The sequence below is a fragment of the Chryseobacterium sp. MYb7 genome, assembly GCF_002979455.1.
Classification (GTDB): domain Bacteria; phylum Bacteroidota; class Bacteroidia; order Flavobacteriales; family Weeksellaceae; genus Chryseobacterium.
This window is the reverse complement of the sequence record NZ_PCOU01000039.1, coordinates 1-21,218: the sequence shown is the minus strand read 5'-3', so window position 1 is coordinate 21,218 and position 21,218 is coordinate 1. Positions and strand designations below refer to the sequence as shown.

Annotated in this window: 15 protein-coding genes; 4 read left to right on the top strand and 11 right to left on the bottom strand. The window is 33.7% G+C overall.

Going from position 1 to position 21,218, the window contains the following annotated elements; genetic code table 11:
* Nucleotide 1: 1 nt before the first annotated feature.
* Together CQ046_RS21860 and CQ046_RS21855 are read right to left on the bottom strand one after the other, a co-directional pair.
* Nucleotides 2–2,803, bottom strand: coding sequence for a hypothetical protein (locus CQ046_RS21860; protein ID WP_105704300.1), 2,802 nt, complete (start codon nt 2,801–2,803; stop codon nt 2–4).
* A 4-nt stretch (nt 2,804–2,807) separates the two neighbouring features.
* Nucleotides 2,808–4,355 carry a T9SS type A sorting domain-containing protein gene (locus tag CQ046_RS21855; protein ID WP_105704299.1) on the bottom strand — a complete coding sequence of 516 codons (1,548 nt, stop codon included), beginning with the start codon at nt 4,353–4,355 and terminating at the stop codon, nt 2,808–2,810.
* Between the two features lie 892 nt (nt 4,356–5,247).
* Here CQ046_RS21855 and CQ046_RS21850 point away from each other — a divergent pair.
* The 3 genes from CQ046_RS21850 to CQ046_RS21840 all read left to right on the top strand — a co-directional run bounded on the left by CQ046_RS21850 (nt 5,248) and on the right by CQ046_RS21840 (nt 7,335).
* Complete coding sequence (locus CQ046_RS21850) at nt 5,248–6,504, top strand: DUF2851 family protein (RefSeq protein WP_105704298.1); 1,257 nt, start codon at nt 5,248–5,250, stop codon at nt 6,502–6,504.
* Nucleotides 6,505–6,597: 93 nt separating this feature from the next.
* Nucleotides 6,598–6,819: a PspC family transcriptional regulator gene (locus CQ046_RS21845; RefSeq protein ID WP_027373948.1), complete on the top strand. Its 222-nt coding sequence runs from the start codon at nt 6,598–6,600 to the stop codon at nt 6,817–6,819.
* Nucleotides 6,820–6,822: 3 nt separating this feature from the next.
* Nucleotides 6,823–7,335, top strand: a complete 513-nt coding sequence (locus CQ046_RS21840) for a GNAT family N-acetyltransferase (protein ID WP_105704297.1) — start codon at nt 6,823–6,825, stop codon at nt 7,333–7,335.
* 50 nt (nt 7,336–7,385) lie between these two features.
* Here the strand turns inward: CQ046_RS21840 and CQ046_RS21835 are convergent, their stop codons facing one another.
* The 4 genes from CQ046_RS21835 to CQ046_RS21820 all read right to left on the bottom strand — a co-directional run bounded on the left by CQ046_RS21835 (nt 7,386) and on the right by CQ046_RS21820 (nt 10,621).
* Nucleotides 7,386–8,120: an SIMPL domain-containing protein gene (locus CQ046_RS21835; protein ID WP_105704296.1), complete on the bottom strand. Its 735-nt coding sequence runs from the start codon at nt 8,118–8,120 to the stop codon at nt 7,386–7,388.
* 109 nt (nt 8,121–8,229) lie between these two features.
* On the bottom strand, nt 8,230–9,042 hold the full coding sequence (locus CQ046_RS21830; protein ID WP_228407024.1) for a carboxypeptidase-like regulatory domain-containing protein: 813 nt from the start codon (nt 9,040–9,042) through the stop codon (nt 8,230–8,232).
* Between the two features lie 13 nt (nt 9,043–9,055).
* Complete coding sequence (locus CQ046_RS21825) at nt 9,056–9,826, bottom strand: hypothetical protein (RefSeq protein WP_228407023.1); 771 nt, start codon at nt 9,824–9,826, stop codon at nt 9,056–9,058.
* A 48-nt stretch (nt 9,827–9,874) separates the two neighbouring features.
* On the bottom strand, nt 9,875–10,621 hold the full coding sequence (locus tag CQ046_RS21820; protein WP_105704294.1) for a hypothetical protein: 747 nt from the start codon (nt 10,619–10,621) through the stop codon (nt 9,875–9,877).
* 182 nt (nt 10,622–10,803) lie between these two features.
* On the opposite strand from CQ046_RS21820, the gene CQ046_RS21815 reads away from it, so the two are divergent.
* A complete protein-coding gene (locus CQ046_RS21815) occupies nt 10,804–13,944 on the top strand; it encodes a UvrD-helicase domain-containing protein (protein WP_105704293.1) in 3,141 nt (1,046 codons plus the stop codon).
* Between the two features lie 520 nt (nt 13,945–14,464).
* Here the strand turns inward: CQ046_RS21815 and CQ046_RS21810 are convergent.
* The 5 genes from CQ046_RS21810 to CQ046_RS21790 form a co-directional block, all read right to left on the bottom strand.
* The gene (locus CQ046_RS21810) at nt 14,465–14,974 is read right to left on the bottom strand and encodes a ferritin (protein WP_105704292.1); all 510 of its coding nucleotides are present in this window, start codon (nt 14,972–14,974) and stop codon (nt 14,465–14,467) included.
* Nucleotides 14,975–15,101: 127 nt separating this feature from the next.
* A complete protein-coding gene (locus CQ046_RS21805; protein WP_105704291.1) occupies nt 15,102–15,557 on the bottom strand; it encodes a hypothetical protein in 456 nt (151 codons plus the stop codon).
* 199 nt (nt 15,558–15,756) lie between these two features.
* Nucleotides 15,757–16,815 carry a hypothetical protein gene (locus tag CQ046_RS21800; RefSeq protein ID WP_105704290.1) on the bottom strand — a complete coding sequence of 353 codons (1,059 nt, stop codon included), beginning with the start codon at nt 16,813–16,815 and terminating at the stop codon, nt 15,757–15,759.
* A gap of 140 nt (nt 16,816–16,955) precedes the next feature.
* Nucleotides 16,956–19,607: a 4-alpha-glucanotransferase gene (locus CQ046_RS21795; protein WP_105704289.1), complete on the bottom strand. Its 2,652-nt coding sequence runs from the start codon at nt 19,605–19,607 to the stop codon at nt 16,956–16,958.
* Between the two features lie 125 nt (nt 19,608–19,732).
* Entirely contained in the window at nt 19,733–20,896 is a 1,164-nt protein-coding gene (locus tag CQ046_RS21790; protein WP_105704288.1) for a T9SS type A sorting domain-containing protein, read from the bottom strand.
* Between the last annotated feature and the right edge of the window lie 322 nt (nt 20,897–21,218).

The window sequence follows — 21,218 nt, the reverse complement described above, 5'->3', positions numbered from 1 at the left end:
ATTAGTGTTTATAGTTATACTGGTATTCCTGTAGTGTTTTTCCATCAGAATTCATTGTTTTTACCAATCTGTTGGCAGAATCATATACATAGGATACTTTTGCTCCATTAGAAGAAACTGAATTAGTAACCCCAATTAAAGGATCATAGGTATAAATTGTCACAGGATTAGATTGTAATGCCGGGTCTCTACGCAGGTTTTCCAAAGCTTGCAGTAGAGACGCCTCGTTAGCAGGATTATCAGCATCAGCATTGGAGGCATTTATAGCAGCAAGGACTGAAGGTAAGCTAGAGATTTGGCTATAAGAAACTCCAGCAATCTCAGCGATCGGTAATGTTTGATAATATCCCCAGATTGTTACAATAGGAATACCATTTTTACCTTTCACCTGCATAGGGTTTCCTTTACTGTCATACATATCATAAGTCATTGTGGTTATAGGTGTTAAATCTTTCATCTCAAAAGTAACTACAGAAGAGGGATACAAATTATCGGCAAATTCGTACTTTGCCCCACCTTTGCTGACAACACTTCCATTTACCTTTGTTTCCGTTTGAAGAGGAATTGAAAGCATATTGGCATTGATCAAACGGGTATTCGAAAGATCTGAAGGATATTTTATAGTGGTTTCTGTAATTTTACCGTCTGGTGAAGTACTCTTTGTATAGGCAGGTTGAAAATTAGAAGTATTAAAAGTTGTTTCTGTAGTACCTTCTAAACTGCTTCCGTTAGCATAGAATGTTTTAGATGTTGTTGTTGATGATTTTAACCAGGCACTTTTAGATTTATAAGAAGTACAAATAGTATATTCCTGTGCACCAATGATTTCATCCAGTACATAATCTGTATTTTCACTGGAAAGCATTTGATTTTGTGTATCATACATTTCTTTTTTAGCTAAAAGTCCAGTAGAAGTAATATTATAATAAGGAAGATAAGAATAGTTATTAGATGTATAATCACTTGGCAATTTGAAATAATATTTTGAATACCCTAAATTTCCAGAAGTTCCTTCATATATTTCTTTTACATTACTATATAAAATCGTTTGATTAGAATATCCATCCACATTGCAGACTTCCCCAGAAAATAATTTACCGCTAGTACCGCTATTATCAAATAAATTATATTTATACGATACCCCTTTTTTTACTGTATTATCTGTATCGTAATATTTGATATTAGCAATACGGGCACCCTTTTTCATTTGAGTTGTATTTTTATAAGGAGTCTGTAAATTGGTGATCACATAATTTTTGATACTTCCGTTACCATTTCCTGTAAACTGAAGTGTATAAGTTCCTGGAACCAGATCAAAATACTTAATATTTATAGAACAATTATTAGTACTTCCTCCAACTTCTGTTCCTGTAGATCGCAACAATTTATAGTTTGGCGGGATGATAATATTTCCGTGAATATTTACAATTTCGTAAACCTCATCAATTAAAAGTTTAATAAAATATCTTTGTGCTGTTGATACCTGAAATGTATAACTTCTACTGCTATTTGTATTATAATTAACGGTATTAGCAATATTTAAATATTGTAATGAAGGCTCTTTGAGCTGATTAGTATCTAATTGTAAATTACTTTTATTTTCATACACTTCATTAGCCTCAAAATTATATACTATATACCCACCTTCAGGTAAAGTCATTTTTTTGAGCAATCCCAATGTATACGTTTTAGGATTAACTTTTGTTTCATCAGGACACAGAAAATTTCCATATTCATTAGGATTAGGAGAGGCTCCATAATTAGTTTCAGATCCCTCTTGATCATAAGCAAATTCTCTCCTTTCTGTGACAGCTTGATTTTTATCTAACTTTTGAAGCAATGTTAATATTCTTTTCCCTTTATTGGAATTATTAGGATAAGCAGGACTGGAAAAATTAGAATAATAAAACTGATGTTTGGCGATAAGATGTGACGATAAATCTAGTAAACCAATGCTTTTTACAACATAGGGGTCATCATCTTCTGAATTTGTATAATTGTTTTCAAATGCAATCTTTCCATAGGAAGTAGAAATGCTCTCTACTTTACAGTTCTGATATAAAAGAATACTAGTAGTACCTACATACTTATTGTTTTTTTGATAAGTGAAAGTAGCTATAGTATTATTATTTTGATCAATTACTTTGGTCAGAAAAAAGGCAGATTTATAATTAAATCCTTTATAACTTGTATCAGATCTGGAGATGCTATAATCCTCAAACACATATTTAAACCCTTTGCTGTCAGTTATTTTAAAAGAGTTAAGAATAAGGGTTGCTGTATTTGAATCTCTGGTATATTCTATTTTAACGTTACTTCCCGAAATATTATTCAGGGTAAAAGTATTGTTAATAGTATCTCTTACAAACTTAAATTTTCCTGAATTATTGGGTAGATCATAATAATAAATATCATCAAATAAATTCTTTTTATAATTTGATTTCGTTGCGTCATAATTAGACTCGTCTACTATATCATTAATCACTCTAGAAATAACAGCACCTCCTTTTAAAAGAGACCAGCCAAGACCAACTTCACTGGCGGGGTTTTCTTCTCCCGTATTATAAGGATGATAACTTAGTGATGTTGTAATCTCAAAATCCTTATTTCCGGTTGGCAATGATAATAAAGGAATTCCGATACTTGGAACGCCAGTAGAAGATGAGACGGGGGTATTTACATATGATGAAAATGAAGAGGCAGATGGTACAGGTTGGGAAGTATCCCCATAGTTCCTTTCAATCTGTGATTTTCCGAAATTAAAAATCAGGAAAGTCAGAATTAAAATAATTTTCTTAAACATGGTTTTATTTCTTAATTAATTTGGCATTTGCTGTTTTATTGGTGTCCGTTTTTATCGTCACCAGATAAGCTCCCTGAATGAGTGCCTGAGTATTGATCTTGGTAACTTTGTTTTTCGTTGTAAGATTTTGAAGCTGTCTTCCACTCATATCATACAGTAGAATATTTGCATCCTTGAAATCAAAACCAATTTCTATATAAGCATAATCAGAGACAGGGTTTGGATAGATTTTGATGTCATATTTTTCGATTAACTGATCCACTTGTTTGTCGCCCAGCTTTACTATCTTCCAGTTTTCTTTACCAAGCTCTTCTGCACTTGTTCCGGCTAGAACAATAGATCCATCTCTGTTGAGTTTTAAGTCGGAAAGTCTTTCTTCATTCTTACTGGATTCTCCTTTTACATGCTTTCTCCACTGCTCATTGCCATTCTGATCTAAATACAGCATCCAGAACGTTTCATCATCAGTTTGTATTCTTCTTTCTGCCTGCGTATACCCCCCCAAAAGAAGACCTTTAAATGATTTGTCATCCGCCGAATGCAGGACGCTCATCCCCATCAAAACATCACGGCTTTTGAAATTGTAAGATTTCTGCCACTGTTCATCACCCCTTTCATTTAAAGAAATCAACCAAAGATCTGTTCCTTCTTCAATACCTACTGTTTTGTTTCCCGATCTTTCTGACCTGGATTCTCCGCCAATTATGAATCCGTTTGAAGTCAAAGCCAGAGTTCTCAAATGATCATCACCCTTGCCTCCAAAGTTCTTTTCCCATTCTACTTTAGAGTTTTTATCAAGTTTAATCACCCAAAAATCTCCCTCTCCATAATTTTCTGTTTTCTTTGTTCCTCCGGCATTGCTTCGGGAATATACTCCAAGTAGTGCTCCCCCATCACGGGTTGGAATCATCTTTTCCACCTCATCCAAGCCTTTTCCACCTAAAATTAATTGTGATAATTCTTTTCCGTCTTTGTCTAATCTGGTAATTAAGACATCTTTAGAACCGTAACATTTTGTAGCGTTTTGCACGTTACCTGCAACAAAGAATCCTAACCCTGTCGTTTGAATTACTGCTCTGGCTTCTTCATCAGATGAACTCCCTAATGTTTTCTGCCATAATTCATCTCCAAACTCGTTGATACGGATGATCCAGATGTCTGAGCCTCCTTTGGAGTCTTCTTTTTTATCCAGACCCTTTCCTGAATAAGAAGTTCCGGCTAAAAGAAATCCACCATCTTGTGTGGTGACTGTCGCGGACAGATAGTCATGATTTTGCCCGGAAAAGTATTTTTCCCAGACTTCATCTCCTTGTTGGTTAAGTTTAACCAAATGGAAATCATAACCGTTATTTTGTTTGTTAGCTTGTTGTAATTTTCCGCTCTGAATTGAGCTTCCTGTAATCAAATACTGCTGATCTATTGTAGTGGCAACCTGACTTAAGAAATCCTGCGTACTGGACTTTATATCACGTTGCCAGATTACTTCTGTTTCTTGGCCGGAAATGCCTAGAAATGTGCACAAGAAAAGTGCAATCGTGTAATTTTTTTTCATTGTTTTTTGAGATTTTATATTTTTTGATTTAAAATGAGTCTCAATAAGGCATAGACCGATTATTGATATGACTTAGTGTGACAGGAAAAGTTTATCCTGATAGATAGAATGTTTTCATATTGGCTTATTTTTAAAAATGGTGATATAGCCTGATTAAAAAATCAGGATTTACTTAATTAGTCACAAAGACCTTAGGCTTTAAAGCCCTACACAAAAGAAGTAAGGAAAATTTCTTATACTGCGCATACAAGAAATTAAGCAGGAAAACATAATTTCTTTTCTCTCATTTGTTATTGTTTTTCGACAGTAAACTTAAACACTATCTATTTTTTTGACAATCCGTAAAATCACGGTATTTTAAATTCTGATTTTAAGGGAAGTAAAGTAATTTCATATTTTTTAATTTTTATATTGTTGTTTTTTAATTGTTTTTTCTCTAGTAACAAAGCTATCGCTTCAAAGCGACAGATCGTGTCGTATTATATCATAACCAAAAAAAATTTTCTTTATTTAAAAAAAAGAAAGGCACGGAGCAAAAGTCAATCCGTATTAGAGGTACTGCGAAGAACCCGACAACCAAAAAGACCTCGCCCATGCCCATATAGGTACATAGGCGTAAGTCTGTCAATATTTGGTTGTCATAGAAGATTCGCAGTTTTCTAATACCAATTCGACAGCTTACGCTTGTTTCGTTAAAATTATTGGAGCTAAGATATAAATAATTTTAAAATTCAACTTTTGAAAAAAATAACCATAAAGTAAAAAAAACAGCTATAGTTTCAACTTTCACTAAATCAAATAAATAAATCATAAATATTAAATTAATAAAAACTTATTATTTTATAAGAACCAAACAAATACAATAATATTTTAATATATTTACGTTACACTTATGACGGAAAAACTACTTCAATATCTTTGGAACTATAAGATTTTCAAACATTTTGACTTCAAGGATATTGAAGGGAATTCCGTTGAAATCATCCATTTTGGAAAATGGAATAAAAATGCCGGCCCTGATTTTCTGGATGCTAAAATCAAAGTAAACAGCTTACTTCTCGCGGGAAATATCGAACTGCATATCCGCTCTTCAGACTGGATTTTCCATAATCATTCCCAGGACCCCAATTATCAGAATATCATTCTCCATGTAGTTTTTCTTCACGATATAGATATTCATGAACTTACCGGAAAACATGTTCCTACCTTGGAACTTAAAGATTATACAGATGAAAATATTGTCCGGAAATATGAAAAATTTGTTGACGAAGAAGAATTTATCGCCTGTGAAAACATATTCGATACAGAAAAAATCCCGGTCAATTTTCATGAAGAAAATATTCTGAAAAAGCTGGATGAGAAATCTTCAGAAATTGAGCAGAGTTTAAGTCATTATAAAAATAATTTTGAAGCTGTTTTATTTCACAGCTTTGCTTATTCATTTGGTTTAAAAGTCAATGCTCATATTTTCCGGCAGATTGCTGAAAGTATAGATTATAGCATCATTAATAAAATCCGTCAGAATCCTATTCAGCATGAAGCTTTATTGTTTGGGATTTCAGGCTGGCTTAATGAGCCACAGGACGATCAAATGAAGATTTGGAAAAGAGAATTTGAATTCATTAAAGCCAAGTTTTCTATTCCAGATCTTACTTTTCATCCCAAATTTTTACGTTTAAGACCTCCCAATTTTCCAACAATCCGCCTTTCTCAATTGGCAGATCTTTACAAACATCAGAATTTATTCTCAAAAATCATGGAAGCCAAAAATGCTGATCAGTTGTACAATATCTTCGGTTCTATAAAAGCCTCTGAATATTGGAATTCTCATTTTAATTTTGGAAATATTTCCAAAGTACACCCTAAAACATTGAGCAAAGAATTTATTGATCTACTTATTTTAAACACAGTGCTTCCTTTAAAATATGCTTATCACAGATATCACCACGAAGAAATTACAGATGAAATTATTGAACTGTACAAATCTATTTCTGCTGAGAAAAATACCATCATTACAGGCTGGAAAAAACTGGGACTGGAAGTTGCTAATGCATTAGAAAGCCAAAGTATGATCTATCATCATAAAACCAATTGTGAAACAAAAAACTGCCTGGCATGCGGCATTGGATTTAAACTTTTAAAAGAATAGGCGTAGATAATAGAGACCTACGAGAAAAACCTGTATCAAAAAAATTCCTTACCTTGCAGTATTGGATTTAAACTTTTAAATAACAATCTGGAAATGCTGAGTAATATCCGTCATAAAATGGAAAGAGAGTGGTTTGGTGTACTGACAAGAATGGGTGCCAAGCTGGGGATTCCCGTATCTAAGCTGAGAATCTTCTTCATCTACTCTACTTTTGCCACAGCCGGTTTTTTCTTCCTGATCTATCTGGGATTGGCATTTACACTTTGGATTAAAGATATTTTCATCACCAGAAGACCTAGCGTCTTTGATTTATAAACTATGGAATTTTTACCAATTACTTCAGCTGAAGATCATAGAGTTCAGGAAATCTATACTTCTTACACCACTACTTTTCCTGTAGACGAACAAAGAGATAAAAAACAGTTTGAGGGTTTATTTTCAAATCCACATGTAAAGTTCATGTCTGCCATTCATGAATCTGAAGCTATTGGCTATCTCATTCTTTGGGAGCTGAGTTCTTTTGTTTTTGTAGAACATTTTGAAGTGTTTGAAGCATTCAGAAGTAAAAAACTGGGTTCTCATATTATGAATCATTTATCAGAAAGTTATCCGAATATTATCTTGGAAATTGAACCAGCGGAGCTGAGTGAAGATGCTTCAAGGCGCTATACTTTTTATCAGAGAAATAATTTTAGCCTGATTGATACTACTCATGTACAGCCAAGTTATGGAGAAGGGAAAAAATCTTTGAATCTGTGGCTGCTTGCTAATTATACTCCAGAGAATCTGGAAGAGCTTAAAAACGAAATTTGTAATACTGTTTACGCTTAAAATATAAAACGCCGGAATTATTTTCCGGCGTTTTTTGTTTATATTTTTGATTAATTTACTTCATATTCCAGTTTTATGGTGATACTGGCTTCTTTTTCCTTGGAAGAAGTATTGAAAGTTCCTCCATAGGAATAATCCTCGTTAGAATTTGGGGCAGTAATCTGAATAACTCCCATCGTTGCTTTCTTCAGATTTCCCAATTTACTTCCTGAATTTTCTGCAATTTTTTCAGCACGTTCTTTAGCATCTTTTGTTGCACTGGCAATCATTTCCTGTTTTACAGTGGCCAGTTTAGTGTAAAAATAGGCTGGTGAAGAAGAAGTAAATTCAATTCCGCGATTGATAATCTCTGTAATATTTCTGGACAGGTTTTCTATTTTCCCCACTTCTTTACTTTCAATCGACACCTTTTGAGTAAGATTATATCCAGAGAATTCTCCCTGTACATAATTTCCGTTAGAATCATTATAACTTCTGAATTGTTTTTGAATATCTACGGAAGAAAATACAATCTCTTTCTGTTGTATTCCTTTTGAAAGCAAATAATCGTTGATCACTTTTCTGTCTGTTGCCAATTCATCATAAGCGGATTTCAGGTCAGCATTATTTTTGGAAAAACTTCCGGACCAGGTAATCAAATCCGAAGTAAATTGTTTTATTCCAAGCCCTGTAACGGAGATTGTATTTTCAGATTTGTTTCTGTTTTTAATAGCATTTCCTAAAAAGCCGAGGCCGATTACGAAACCTAGCGCCGCTATGGCTACTGCAAAAATGTTTTTGTTCATAAAATTTGTGAATTGAGTTGTTGTTACAATAAAGGTTGTATCAATTTTTATTCCAATATTTTAAGATTTTTTTAACATTTTAAAAACAGAAAGCTGAAAGCTTAGAAACTTATTTTTGATTCTGTTTCAGCCTTTCTATAAAAAGAGGAACTGTTTCTTCCAATCTCAGCATGACGCCCGAAAGGTTTTTTGCTTTTACATAAGTTCGTACCTGAGGTTTTGCCAAGAATGAAAACTGAATAAATTCTGAAATCCTATCTGCGGGAATCCCTGCATTGACAAAATAATCATCATCTATCCTCTCCCGAACCCATGCAATGTGCTCCTGGAGATCATCATATTTATATTGTCTTTTCTGTCTTCTTGCTTTCCCACTGATCAGATCATACACACCCTGAACATTCAGGTTTCCTAAAAGCATAGGTAAAAGAACACTTTTCACTTCTGCTGGTTTTTCCCTCATTTTTCCTACCGGTTGCGGAAGTCCTACAGCATCTCTTACCTGCTCTCCCTTATCTACTTTAGCTACAATCCTCGAATCCGTTTCCAGATCTCCGGTAAGTTTTTTCACGATCTTAACTTCACCTACATCTTTCGGAATCATATAAAGAGTAATAAACAAAGGGGAATTAACACCATTGGTAAGAACTCTTCTTGATATCCTTTTGAAATCTTCTTTTACAAATCTCAGTTCATCATTAGGATTAGCGTTAATAGAAAATATTCCTTCTGCATCTGAGTATACTTTTTTGTCAGTAGACATATTGATAACGATTACTTTACTTAGGTTTTCACCTGTTTCATCCACTATTCGTCCTGTAACAGTCTGCTGGGAGAAAATAAAAGTACTACACAGCATCATAAGGAAAAGAAAAATCTTTCTCTGCCTTAATGCTCCTATATTTTTAATGAAATAATTCAATTTTTATAAAAAGTTATTCTTTAGCCCCTTCTAGCTTATTCGTTTTACTGTATTCCGCGAATGCTACTTTAAGCTCATATTCTACATCACTTATCTGAAAATCTTTCCTAAATCTTTTTGCAAGGGAACGGGTTTTATCTGCATAAAGAAGAAAAGCATCAATCTCTTCTTCACCCATTCCGTATTTTTTCAGGAATCCCAGATTCACTTCATTTCTTACTCTTTTCAGGAAATCCTGAGTTTCATTGTAATTAGCTTTGGTAATTTTAGGTTTTGTTGCTTTATTTACCAAACCAGCTACAGCACTCAACACTCCAAGTACATTTACCTGTCCCGCATTAAAATCATGTCCCGTAAAAGTTTTTGATATGGCATTATTGGGTAAAGGCTGATAAAGGGGGCTTTTCATATAATTCTCCAAATCAGATTTTAATGACTGGATTTTTCTTGATTCATTCAAATGCTGGTTATCTTTTGCAAGATTTCCTGTAGGTTTATATTTTATTTTCACCTCAGGAATCTGAATCTCCATTTTTTTCAGAATAATACTCAACGGAGAATTAAAATCATCTCCCGTAATCTTTTTATCAATGCGGTAATATCCTTCTTTAACAAATCTGATCTCATCATTTTCTTTTGCTTCGATCTCAAACTTCCCGGACATATCACTTAAGATACTTTTGCCGCTTGAAATATTGACAATGAGCACGGGAGTTAAATCCAGCTCATTAATGGTGATAGCCCTTCCTGATATTTTTTTCTGCGCCCAAATTTCTGAAGCCATACAAAAAAGTACAAGAAAAATACATTTACTGATATTTTTTATTTCCATCTATCTTTGAGTTTGCGGAGCACGATAAGATGAAATTCTTGTCAGAACAAAACTCTGAAACCTGTTCAGATCTGCATCACTGCAGAATCCATATTTCAGGATTTTTTTTCTTTCGAAACCACCTGCAAAAACATAAAAAATAAAATGATCTATCAGAGGTTTTTCTATCTTAAGACTGGTGAAATACTCATCTCCAAGACTGGCTCTGATATATTTCATCAAATCAATATCATCCCATTTGTTTTTCACTTTTCCAATCGAAAATCCCTGTCCTTTTGGCTGTACAAATTCCCCAGGTCTTGCAGCTAATATTCTCGGATCCGATTTCTGAGCAATATATTGGTCTATTTCTTTAATCAGCTTTTCCACTTTTTTAGGTTTGTTATAAAGCTTTGAATCTATTTTCAGGTTTCCGGTAAGACCTTGTTTCACTTCTACTTCAGGAATCTGAATGGTTTGGCGAACCAAACTTACGTTCATCGGAGATTGTGTATTTTCCAAAGAAACTTTTTTTGCTAGACGTTCATATCCTGCTTTTACAAACCTTAATTCATCACCCTGCCTTCCGGAAATCATAAAGTGACCGTCCCGGTTTGAAACTACTATTTCATCAGTCCGTATGTTGATGACATTTACATCCTGCATTTCAGTACCGCTTTCAGAAATAATTTTTCCAAAAATATAATTTTGGGCATGAGTGTGGATACATAAAATAAAAGATAAAAAAAAGAATAGTTTAAGTTTCACAGGCTATTTTTTATAAAGCAAAGCTAAAATTATTTTTAATTTATACCATAAGTTTAACCACAGTTAACGTGTTTTAATATTTCTTTTTAATTTTTGCCTTCTAAACTGTTAAATCGGTTGATTAAATTGTTAAAAATTCTTTTAAATTTTAGCTAACTTGCAGTCTCAATTCTCTTTCAACAATGCAAAATTCTTACACAGTCATCAATGCTTCTGCCGGATCCGGGAAAACTTACGCCCTGGTACAAAGGCTTCTGATGATCTGTCTCCGTTATCCTAATCAACAACAGTCGATCAGGAATATTCTCGCTCTGACTTTCACCAATAAGGCTGCAAACGAGATGAAGGAAAGAATTTTATCCTGGCTGGGAAATTTCTCAGCAAAAGAGTATGCAGAGAATACTGATCTGAAAAATATTCAGAAAGCATTTGAAGAACAGGGTTTAAAAATTACCATTGATGAGCTTCATCATCGTTCAAAAAAACTTTTGGATTATGTTCTCCACAATTATTCCACACTGAATATTGGTACAATTGACCGTTTTAATTCAAGATTGGTAAGAAGCTTTTCCTATGAATTGGGACTAGCAAAAAATTTCAATCTGGAAATTGAAGCAGAACCGTTTTTGATAGAAGCAGTTGATAAAATGCTGGATCAGATTGGTGAGAATGAAACGATTTCCAATTCTTTTATGGATTATGTAGACTACAGTCTTGAAAATAATGAAAGAATCAATCTTAATAAAAACCTTTACGATTCTGCTAAAGAATTTGTGAAGGACATTCATTACGAGCATTTGAAAAGCAACAAAAGCTTTGATGATGCCAATTATGAAAATATAAAAAATACACTTCGTAAAGAGATCGTTCTTAATAAAAAACAATCTGCGGAACTTGCTGCCGGTTCTATTGAATTATTCAAATCAAGAGATATTGATATTGAAGATTTTGCCCAGGGTAAAAACGGAATTGGAGGATTCTTTACTAAAGTGATCGATTTCTATCAACAGAAAAGAGCCGGATTCCCTTTTCCTACGACTCAGGAAGAATCTGTTATCAATAATTATAAAAAGGGAGCATCTTCAAAATCAAAGCATAAAGAATCTGAGATTTTTGAAATCCTGGATCAGCTTCTTGATAACAGAATGAAACTTATTCTTCTGTTCATTGAGACCCAAAAGAAAGAAAAAATATTATCTGCTCTTCTTCCTTTAAAAGTAAATAAAGATATTCAGGATGAGCTTCAAAAAATTGAAGAAGAAAATGATCTTGTTCTTCTTTCCAAGTTTAATATCTTGATTAATGAAAATCTTAAGAATGAACCTTCTGCTTTCATTTATGAAAAAGTAGGTGCCCAGTTTCAGCATTATTTCTTTGATGAGTTTCAGGATACATCAGAACTTCAGTGGCAGAATTTTGTTCCGCTGAGGGATCATAGCGTTTCTACAGAATATACTTCTTTTACACTGGTGGGAGATCCTAAGCAGAGTATTTACAGATTCCGTGGTGGAGAGAGTAAACTGATGCTCGATATTATCAACAAAAAAGAATTCTCGCCGAAGGAAGCAGATCTCCTTGTATTAAAAGATAACTGGAGAAGTGCAAGAAACATTGTACAGTTCAATAATGAATTGTACCGTTTTCATTCTGAAGGATTGCTGGAAGAGCATAAGAATATTTTCGGGACAGATGCAGAGCAAAACCCAAAATCCAAGATGGATGGGCGTGTAAAGGTGAATCTGATAGAAAATCTTACGAATGAAGAGTTTTACCAGGATACTTCGGAAAGAATGCGAAAAGATATACAGGAATGTCTGGATAATGGTTTTAAGTTTTCTGATATCACCATCCTTTGCCGTGGAAATTTTGACATTTTCAGTTATTCCCAAAAACTGGGTGCTTTAAAGGTCAATTATCGTGGTGAGGAAATCAACATTAAGACAATATCTGATAAAGGTCTTACGCTGGAACTTTCCAATACTTTAAAGGCTGTAATTGAATATCTGCGTTGGGAACTTAATCCCAAGAATAAACATTGTCTGATTATGATGATGTACCACCTGAATACATTGGGGAAAATTCAAATGCCGGATTTTACTTTAGATATGAAAGAAATTCTGGATATTGAAGGCCATGAAGAGATTCTTCAGTTTATTCAGGAGAAATATTCACTTCAGCTTAAACAGGATAATTTCCCGAGATTTAATCTGTATAATTTTATTGAGTATTATATCAACGAATTTTCTGTCGAAAACAAAGAAACAGATTTCTTATTGAACTTTCTGGAAATGCTTTTTAACTTTACCCAGAATGCTGGTGCAAGCACGAAAGAATTTTTGAAATATTGGGATGAAGAGGCTTCTTCGTATACTATTCAGGCTTCAGAAAATATTGACGCGATTCAGATCATGACCATTCACAAGTCTAAAGGATTGGAATTCCCCATTGTTTTTATTCCTATGATGAATAAGAACCGGGATAGTGAATTTACCAACTGGTTTGATACGAATGAGAATGAAGCTTTGAAATCAGTCAACATCAACCAGTTTAGCAAAAACCTGGAAGCGTATGATGATGAAATTCTGTTTTTCAACACCAAAAATTCTTATAAAAATCTAATTGACAGATTATGTCTGCAGTATGTTGCCACCACAAGACCTGTTGAACAGTTGTTTTTTTATCTTCAAAAAGCCAACAAGACTTCTAATAACCTTGAGCTGCTGGAATTCCTTCAAACCAAGAATAAGGAACAATCTGATGAATTTGATGTATATGAAGTGAATCCTGAAATGTTGAAAAAATACTCGAAAGATAAAAGTTCATCTTTTAAAACCAAAAATATTCAGGATGTGAAGAATGTCAACGAACAAAGTACTTCTATCAAGATTGCAACGCCTTCAAAAAACTATCAGGTTCGAAATGAAAAGGTAAGAATAGGGCTTTTTGTACACGAGCTTTTATCAAAGATCAATACTGAAAAAGATATCAGCAAGGTATTGGAAGGCTATGCTTTGGAAGGTCAGATCACTTTGGAGGAAAAAAATGAAATACAGCTCACTTTACAGGAGATCGTCAGAACTTATTCTGAATTTTTTGATGAAAAATGGGAAGTAATCAATGAAAAGGACATTATGATTTCTGAAAACGGAGAAAGCCATATATTCAGACCAGACCGTATTTTAAAGGGTGATGAAGGGTATATGATTGTTGATTTCAAAACCGGTGAACAGAAAACCAAGGATGAAGCACAGGTAGAAGGTTATAAAAATATCTTGGAACGTCTGGGGAAAAAGGTTCTCAAAACTCAGATTATATATCTATAAATTCTTTAAAAACAACATTACCAAAAGGTTAATATAAAAATGATTCAAAATAGAAATGATTTTATTATTTTTATTAAGTACGAATAGAATATGATGTATCATTTATTTTGATTACAACCAACCATGAGAATATATTTAATTTCCTTTGTAATAAGTGTGATCATCATGTCGGTCTCCACTGTGGTGACTTTTAATATTATTGATACTCTGGATCCGCCTGTTACAGAGGATGGACACCAATATATGCCTATTGGAAACATTCTAAAATCTTTACTCCTGAGTTTTGTATTAGGTGCATTTGTTTTTATTGTTGCCGTTAAAATACAGAGGAAAAAATGATCCTTATTACATTATAAGTTTTGGCTAAAACTATGGGGATTTTGATTTTTTGATAACGGGCTTCTTTCGGTTAAGCTCAGGATTCGAGCCCACTTCTATTGAATATATGAAGAAATATTAGTATAAAATAAAAACCGCTATTCCTAGGGATAGCGGTTTTATATTTTGAAAAGTTTCAATCTTATGCAGTTGTATTAGGAGTGAATACTCTCTGAGACAGTTCCTGGTCAAAAAGGTATAATGCTGATGGGTTATCACATACCATTTTGATTTTTGTTACATACTGAGAAGCACTTGCTTCTTCTTCTACCTGCTCGTTGATAAACCATTGCAGGAATGATGTTGTAGCAAAATCTCCCTCTTCATTAGCATTTTTTACAATATTGAAAATACTTTTAGTTACGATTTTCTCATGTGCCAATGCTTTTTCAAAAATATCTGTTGCATTTTCGAACTCATGTGGAGGTTTTGGAATTTCTCCGATGATAATTTCCCCTCCTACATCGTTCAGATAATCAAACATTTTATCTGCATGCATCAATTCTTCTTTGCTTTGTACTCTAAAGTAGTTGGCAATTCCATCAAGATCTTTTCCGGAAAACCATGCAGACATTGAAAGATAATATTGAGCGGCGTATTGTTCGTGGGCAATTTGTTCGTTAATTAATTTTGCAATTTTTTCGCTAACCATAAGTATTAAATTTATAGTCAAAAATAGGGAATAAAAGCCCGAAATCAAAAGTTTTAAAGAAATTTAATACAAAAAGGATGGAAAAACATCCATCCTTTACACATTAAAAAACTAAAATTGAAGGTTCTTAATTTACATCAGCAGTCCCTGTATTCATAGGCTTTTTCATCATTCTTCTTTCCTTCATACCCATTTTCATTTTATCTGCTTTTGCTTGTCTGTCAGCCTGCCATTTATCATATTGTTCAGGACTTAGGATTTTCTTCATATCTGCATCCATTTGTGCTCTTTTGGCCTGCATTTCCTGCATCTTAGCTTGTCTGTCTCCCTTGTTTTTTTCAAACTCAGCTTTCATTTCTGCTTTTCTTTTATCCTGAAGAGCTTTTATTTGAGCTACCTGAGACTGATTAAGGTTAAGATCTTTTTGCATTTCTGCAAGGCGATCCTGCTGTTTTTGCTCCATTCTTTGTTTCATTTCAACAGCTCTTGCCTGTCTGTCTTGTGGAGTAGCTGTATTGGTTTGTTGTGCCATTGCAAAACTTCCCATTCCGATCAATGCTATTGCTAAAACTAATTTTTTCATCTTTTTTAAAATTTAATTAATTGTTATTTTCTACTTGTTTCTTGTTTTATATCTTTTTGATTATGAATTAAAACACAAGTTAAATTAACAAGTTCATAAATAATGTTAAATTTTAACTAAAATAAATCAAATAAAAGCAAAAAAAAGGGCAGATTATAAAAACCTACCCTTCACACCACTTAAATATAATATATGAAAATTAATTCCTTGCTAAACTGCCTCTAAACCCGCCACCATTACCACGGCTTTCATGTCTTGAGCCAGAACTTTCAGATCTTTGTCTGAAGCCTCCTCCATTACTATTTCTAAAACCACCATTATCTTCTCTTCTAGGAGCTTCTCTTCTCACTTCACTGTTTCCTCTGAAACCGCCTCCATTACTACTTCTGAATCCTCCATTGTTATCTGTATTTACTCTGGTTCCTCCATTATCAGAACTTCCTCGGAATCCTCCACCATTATTACCTCTGAAACCTCCATTGCTGGTAGTGTTTCCGCCATTATTAGAATTTCCTCGGAATCCTCCATTATTGGTAGTGCTTCCGCTGTTTGTTCCATTGCTGTTTCTAAAACCTCCATTATTTCCTCTGAAGCTTCCAGAACTTTCTGTAGTTCCTGTATTTCTGAAACCGTTACCACCTCTGTTATCTCTTCTTACAATATCAAAAGTAGGATTGTCCATTCTACGGAATCTTGATCTGTCTACTCTATAGACATTGATATTGATATTTCTATATCTTGGCATTACAGTATATCTCGGTACATAGTATGTTCTTCTATAATTCTGGAAATATACAATTGGGCTGGAACCTCTGTAATAGTTATTTTGGAAAACAACAAATACTCTTGGGCCTAAAATTCTTTGCATCGCATAAAACCTGTCATAGTACCATCTATCCGGATTATATCTGTAGAAATTATTCCATGATGTAAAACTTGCATACAGATTATTCAATCTCATAATCTGGTCTACCTGCCATCTGCTTAATCTATTCTGAACGAAAAACCCATTCCAATCGATATTAATAATACTGTTTCTGTAATCGTTATAATAGCTTTGATAATAATCACTTGGATAATAATCCTGAGGATAATTGTAATAATAATCATCCGGGAAATAGTTTCTATCATCTTCATCGCTGTAATTGCCTCCATCATTCTGATAATAACCGTCATCACCCCAACCATTATTCGGATACTGTTGAGCTGACGTCAAAACGCCTAACCCAAAAGCTAATCCTAAAAATATTTTTTTCATCTCTATAGTCGTTAATTGGTTAATATATAGCAGAATATCTTAATTCTATCTTTTTGATACAAATAAAAAAAAGAAGTTAAATCCTAAGATCAAACTTCTTTTAAAATATTTTTTAACTCACTGATAATCAAATGTTAAATTTACATCCTTCCACTATCTTTTATCCAGAAAGCAATTTTTTCGTTGAAAGATTTTTGCATTTTCAGATCTTCCAGGTTGATGTGCATTCTATAGCGCCAATAATGAGGGAATACTGCCGGATTATTTATTCTTTCGTTATCCATTTTCTTATTGGTGAGCTTTGCATCGGTTGCCAGAAACTCCTGAATAGGAAAAATTGCCAGCATAGATTCGTTATATAAATGCTGCTTCATAATGATCTCCGCAAGGTGAGGATTAAGGTCTGCAGGAGCTTTTCCGTACTGAATCAACTGTTGATTGAAGTATTTTTGGGTAAGTACAGGATCTTCTTTCCACCATTGTCTCAATGTAGAGCTGTCATGGGAAGAAGCGGTTACTACATTCATATAACTTGCATTCTTAGGATTATAAAACGGAATGTTTTCAGAAGGCATTCTCTGTACTTTTAATGCTATAATGGCTAATTCATCCATTACAACCGGTACACATGCAGGAACCATCCCAAGATCTTCCCCACAGATCAACATTTTCGTAGCATTCAGGATAACTGGCAGCTTTTCCATAGCTTTTTCAAACCACAGATGATCCTGCCTTCTGAAGAAATAATCGTGATACAGTTCATAAATATTTTTCTGTTCCGCTTCCGGAAGGTATTTATAAGACTCTGTATTGTAAACATTAAATCTTGGATGATAAACAGTTTTCCCGTTTCTTTCTTCGGTTAAGAACAAAACATTGGCACACAGGGCAATCAATTTTTCTTCAAGGGAACCGTAAGATTTTTTCTTAAAGAAATTAACCAGCTTTCTTTGGGTATCAAATTCTTCTTTGAAGGCATAAGTTCCATTATCATTACGATTCATAAACTCAAGAGCTTTACCGCCCTCTTCTCCAAAGTAATCCCATAAAATTTGATTGTTTATAAAAGGCTTACAATACCTGTCAAAATTAAACGGAATCTGCCATGCCTTAAATTCATCCACTACGATGGGAACAGCCGGATAAAAGTATCCTAAAATTCCTTGTACAGCAGAAATCGGCATTCTCCATATTCTGAAAAAACCTAGAATATGATCTATTCTCATGGCATCAAAATACTGTTCCAATGCTTTGAACCTGTTTTTCCACCATCTGTAGTCATCTGCTTTCATAGCTTCCCAATTATAAGTTGGAAATTCCCAGTTCTGTCCTAATTCTGTAAACTGGTCTGGTGGTGCTCCTGCCTGGAAATCCATTCCGAATAATTCAGGCTCTGTCCATGCTTCCACAGAATATCTGTAAATACCAATCGGAAGGTCTCCCTTCAACGAAATTCCCAGGTTGTGAGCGTAATCTACGGCGTCTTTCAACTGTACATGCAGTTGGTACTGCACCCATGCATGGAGCATAGAGGCATCATAATCCTTATTTTTTGTTGTAAAAAACTGAGAGATCTTGCCTGCAATATATTTTTTGTGGGTTTTCCACTCGTTGAAATTGGGTGTTTTATATTTATCCCTCAATACACAGAATGCTGAATACGGAACAAGCCAGTATTCATTATCTTTGATGAATTTTTTGAAGTTTTTATCTTTATAAATTTTATCCTTTTCAGCATTAAAAACAGCTGAAAGATACTTCCATTTGCCCACAATCATTTTTTCGTAATCAATCAGATCCAGAGCGTTTAAGTTCTCTTTTTCAAGCAGATATTCATCAACTAGTTCTTTCGGTAAAGAAAAGTCAAGATTTTCTAAAGAGATATATTGTGGATGCAACGCATAAACAGATACGGCCGCATAAGGATAAGAATCTGTCCAGGAATAATTCGCTGTTGTATCATTGATTGGAAGAATCTGGATAATACCAAGGTTGGTTTCCTTCGTCCAGTCTGCCAGTTTTTTAATGTCAGTAAATTCTCCTACTCCAAATCCATCTTCACTTCTCAAAGAGAATACCGGAACAGCTACCCCAGCATCGTGATACATCTGGTATCCTTTAAATTTAAAATAATGATTGGATACAATCTGTAAAACATCCGGAAACTGATTCGCTACTGTAAATCTGTTTTCTCCTGTTTCTACATCAATGACTCTGTTTTGTTTGACATCAAAAAGACAGTACTTGAATTGAATGTATTCATTCTCCGGAATTTCAACAGAAACTTCCCACATTCCAAAATCTGTCTGATGAAGATGAATTACTCTTTCATAATTCCAACTCCCTAAAGATTCCGTATTTCCAAAAAGTACAACTCTCCAGTCTGGATTATAAATAGGTGCTTCTATTCTGAATAAGTGAGTATGTTTTTTTAAAATCGTTACTTTTTCAGGAACAAAATCGTGCAGCTTATTGTAAAGGATTTTGTTGTTTAAATAGTTCTCTGGAAAATTCTTGTTATTCCATTCGTCAAAAATGACAAACTCCTTATAATTGTGTGGAAAACTGAGATGATGCGGAACAAATTCTTCTCGTAATACATTTTTTTTCTCATCTACAACTCTGTATTGGTAAGAAATAGATTTTGAAAAGTTATCCACTTCACATTTCCATAAACCATTTTCACCATAAAACATAGTATGGATATGTACTGCAGCGCCTTCTTCACTAATTACAAGCTGTAAATTTTCTCCGGCCTTTACAATATATCCTACATTAAAGTATAGTTTCATCTATATTTTTTTATAAAAGTACATTTTAATATCGAAAAATAAAACTTATTGAATATCAAATAATCATTAAAAGACCTTTTCAAAATGTTTGAAAAGGTCTCTATATTTTGAATTATAATTCTTAATTATTTTGTTACAAGAATCTTCTTATTAAAAATTGCTTTTCCAGATTCATTAGTGATGTTTACAATGTAAGTTCCACTCACCAATCCTTTAAGATATACTCTTTCATCCAGAGAAATATCCTTCACAGAGAGATTCTGAGTCATCACATTTTTACCGGACATATCAAAAATATTCAGTTGAATGTTACCTTTTACATTTTTGTTAACATGAACATTAATATAATGCTCATCCACCTTTGTTGGATAAATATCCAGATCGGCTAAAGCATTAGCAGTAGAGGCTTTATCATTCACAAAATATTTACTTGCCAGGTCATAGATATGCAATCCCTGTTCCCCAGGAAGTTGCATAGCCTGTAAGGATATCAGATCTACTTCATATAAAGCACCTCCTTTTGCACTTGCAATAACCACTTTGCCCTGAGCATTTACAGCAGATCCGTTTACAGAATAGTTATCTGGAATCCCAGCAATTTTACCCACAAATTTAGCGGTCATATCTTTTGTCAAGACTTTGAAAACATTTCCTGAAGCCGAAAAAACATAGAAATTATTATCGGTATCAGCAATCATATCACCACCAAATCCCGTTTCCATAGCTGTAAATGAATTTTTACCATTCGAAGATTCATCTTTAATGATTCCTAGATCATTTACCACATACTGTCCACTTTTTTTGCTGATTTCCAAAAATTGTGTCCCGGCATTATTTACAACATAAATATTTCCATTATATCCTGTTGCCATTCTTGTAATATGAGAATTGATATCACAGGAAGAAATTCTTGCCACATTATTTTCTACCAAGGTAATTTCTTTAGTTTGAGGGTTTAAAACATAAATATTGGAAGAAAACATAGGCATATACACCAGATTATTATTCGAAGAATCATAAGCAAGGGCTGCCAGTGTTATTGACTGAGAGTTATTGTAAGAATTTTTATCTTCTGCGACAACACCTTTTCTAGCCTGTGAGAATACTTTAGTTGAAGAATCAGCTGTAAAAATTTTCTCTCCAGAAGTTCCATTAACAGCATCAATTGTGCGGAAATCATTGAAGGTAATACTCTGAGTATCTTTTCCCGTAATGGCAAAGAAATCCTGTTGTGCTTGTGCATTAATACCCAATAACAGTAAAAATAGAGGGAATAAATGTTTTTTCATATTATATTTTTTTTAGATTCGTAATCATTTTTGATATGACTAAGTTACACAATTTTCAAATTAAAATATAAAAAATCCCTGGTATTTGAATAAATATTATCAGGTGATGATATAGTATGTAATAAAACATTATTTCCACTCTGTCATTTCGTAGGAATCCAGGCTTATTGATGATAGTTTTAAAGGATGTAAGATGACAGGATAATGCTTAAATTTTTTTAGCACTTAGTATTAGCCGTGCCATACTGAGCATAAACTAAAGGTTTACGAACATAGTTCATGAAGCATCTTAATTACGATGAATTATATTTCTGCTATTGTA

Coding starts and splice junctions, on each gene's coding strand:
- CQ046_RS21860 (WP_105704300.1), bottom strand. CDS start 2,803: ATGTTTAAGAAAATTATTTTAATTCTGACTTTCCTGATTTTTAATTTC.
- CQ046_RS21855 (WP_105704299.1), bottom strand. CDS start 4,355: ATGAAAAAAAATTACACGATTGCACTTTTCTTGTGCACATTTCTAGGC.
- CQ046_RS21850 (WP_105704298.1), top strand. CDS start 5,248: ATGACGGAAAAACTACTTCAATATCTTTGGAACTATAAGATTTTCAAA.
- CQ046_RS21845 (WP_027373948.1), top strand. CDS start 6,598: ATGCTGAGTAATATCCGTCATAAAATGGAAAGAGAGTGGTTTGGTGTA.
- CQ046_RS21840 (WP_105704297.1), top strand. CDS start 6,823: ATGGAATTTTTACCAATTACTTCAGCTGAAGATCATAGAGTTCAGGAA.
- CQ046_RS21835 (WP_105704296.1), bottom strand. CDS start 8,120: ATGAACAAAAACATTTTTGCAGTAGCCATAGCGGCGCTAGGTTTCGTA.
- CQ046_RS21825 (WP_228407023.1), bottom strand. CDS start 9,826: ATGGCTTCAGAAATTTGGGCGCAGAAAAAAATATCAGGAAGGGCTATC.
- CQ046_RS21815 (WP_105704293.1), top strand. CDS start 10,804: ATGCAAAATTCTTACACAGTCATCAATGCTTCTGCCGGATCCGGGAAA.
- CQ046_RS21810 (WP_105704292.1), bottom strand. CDS start 14,974: ATGGTTAGCGAAAAAATTGCAAAATTAATTAACGAACAAATTGCCCAC.
- CQ046_RS21805 (WP_105704291.1), bottom strand. CDS start 15,557: ATGAAAAAATTAGTTTTAGCAATAGCATTGATCGGAATGGGAAGTTTT.
- CQ046_RS21800 (WP_105704290.1), bottom strand. CDS start 16,815: ATGAAAAAAATATTTTTAGGATTAGCTTTTGGGTTAGGCGTTTTGACG.
- CQ046_RS21795 (WP_105704289.1), bottom strand. CDS start 19,607: ATGAAACTATACTTTAATGTAGGATATATTGTAAAGGCCGGAGAAAAT.
- CQ046_RS21790 (WP_105704288.1), bottom strand. CDS start 20,896: ATGAAAAAACATTTATTCCCTCTATTTTTACTGTTATTGGGTATTAAT.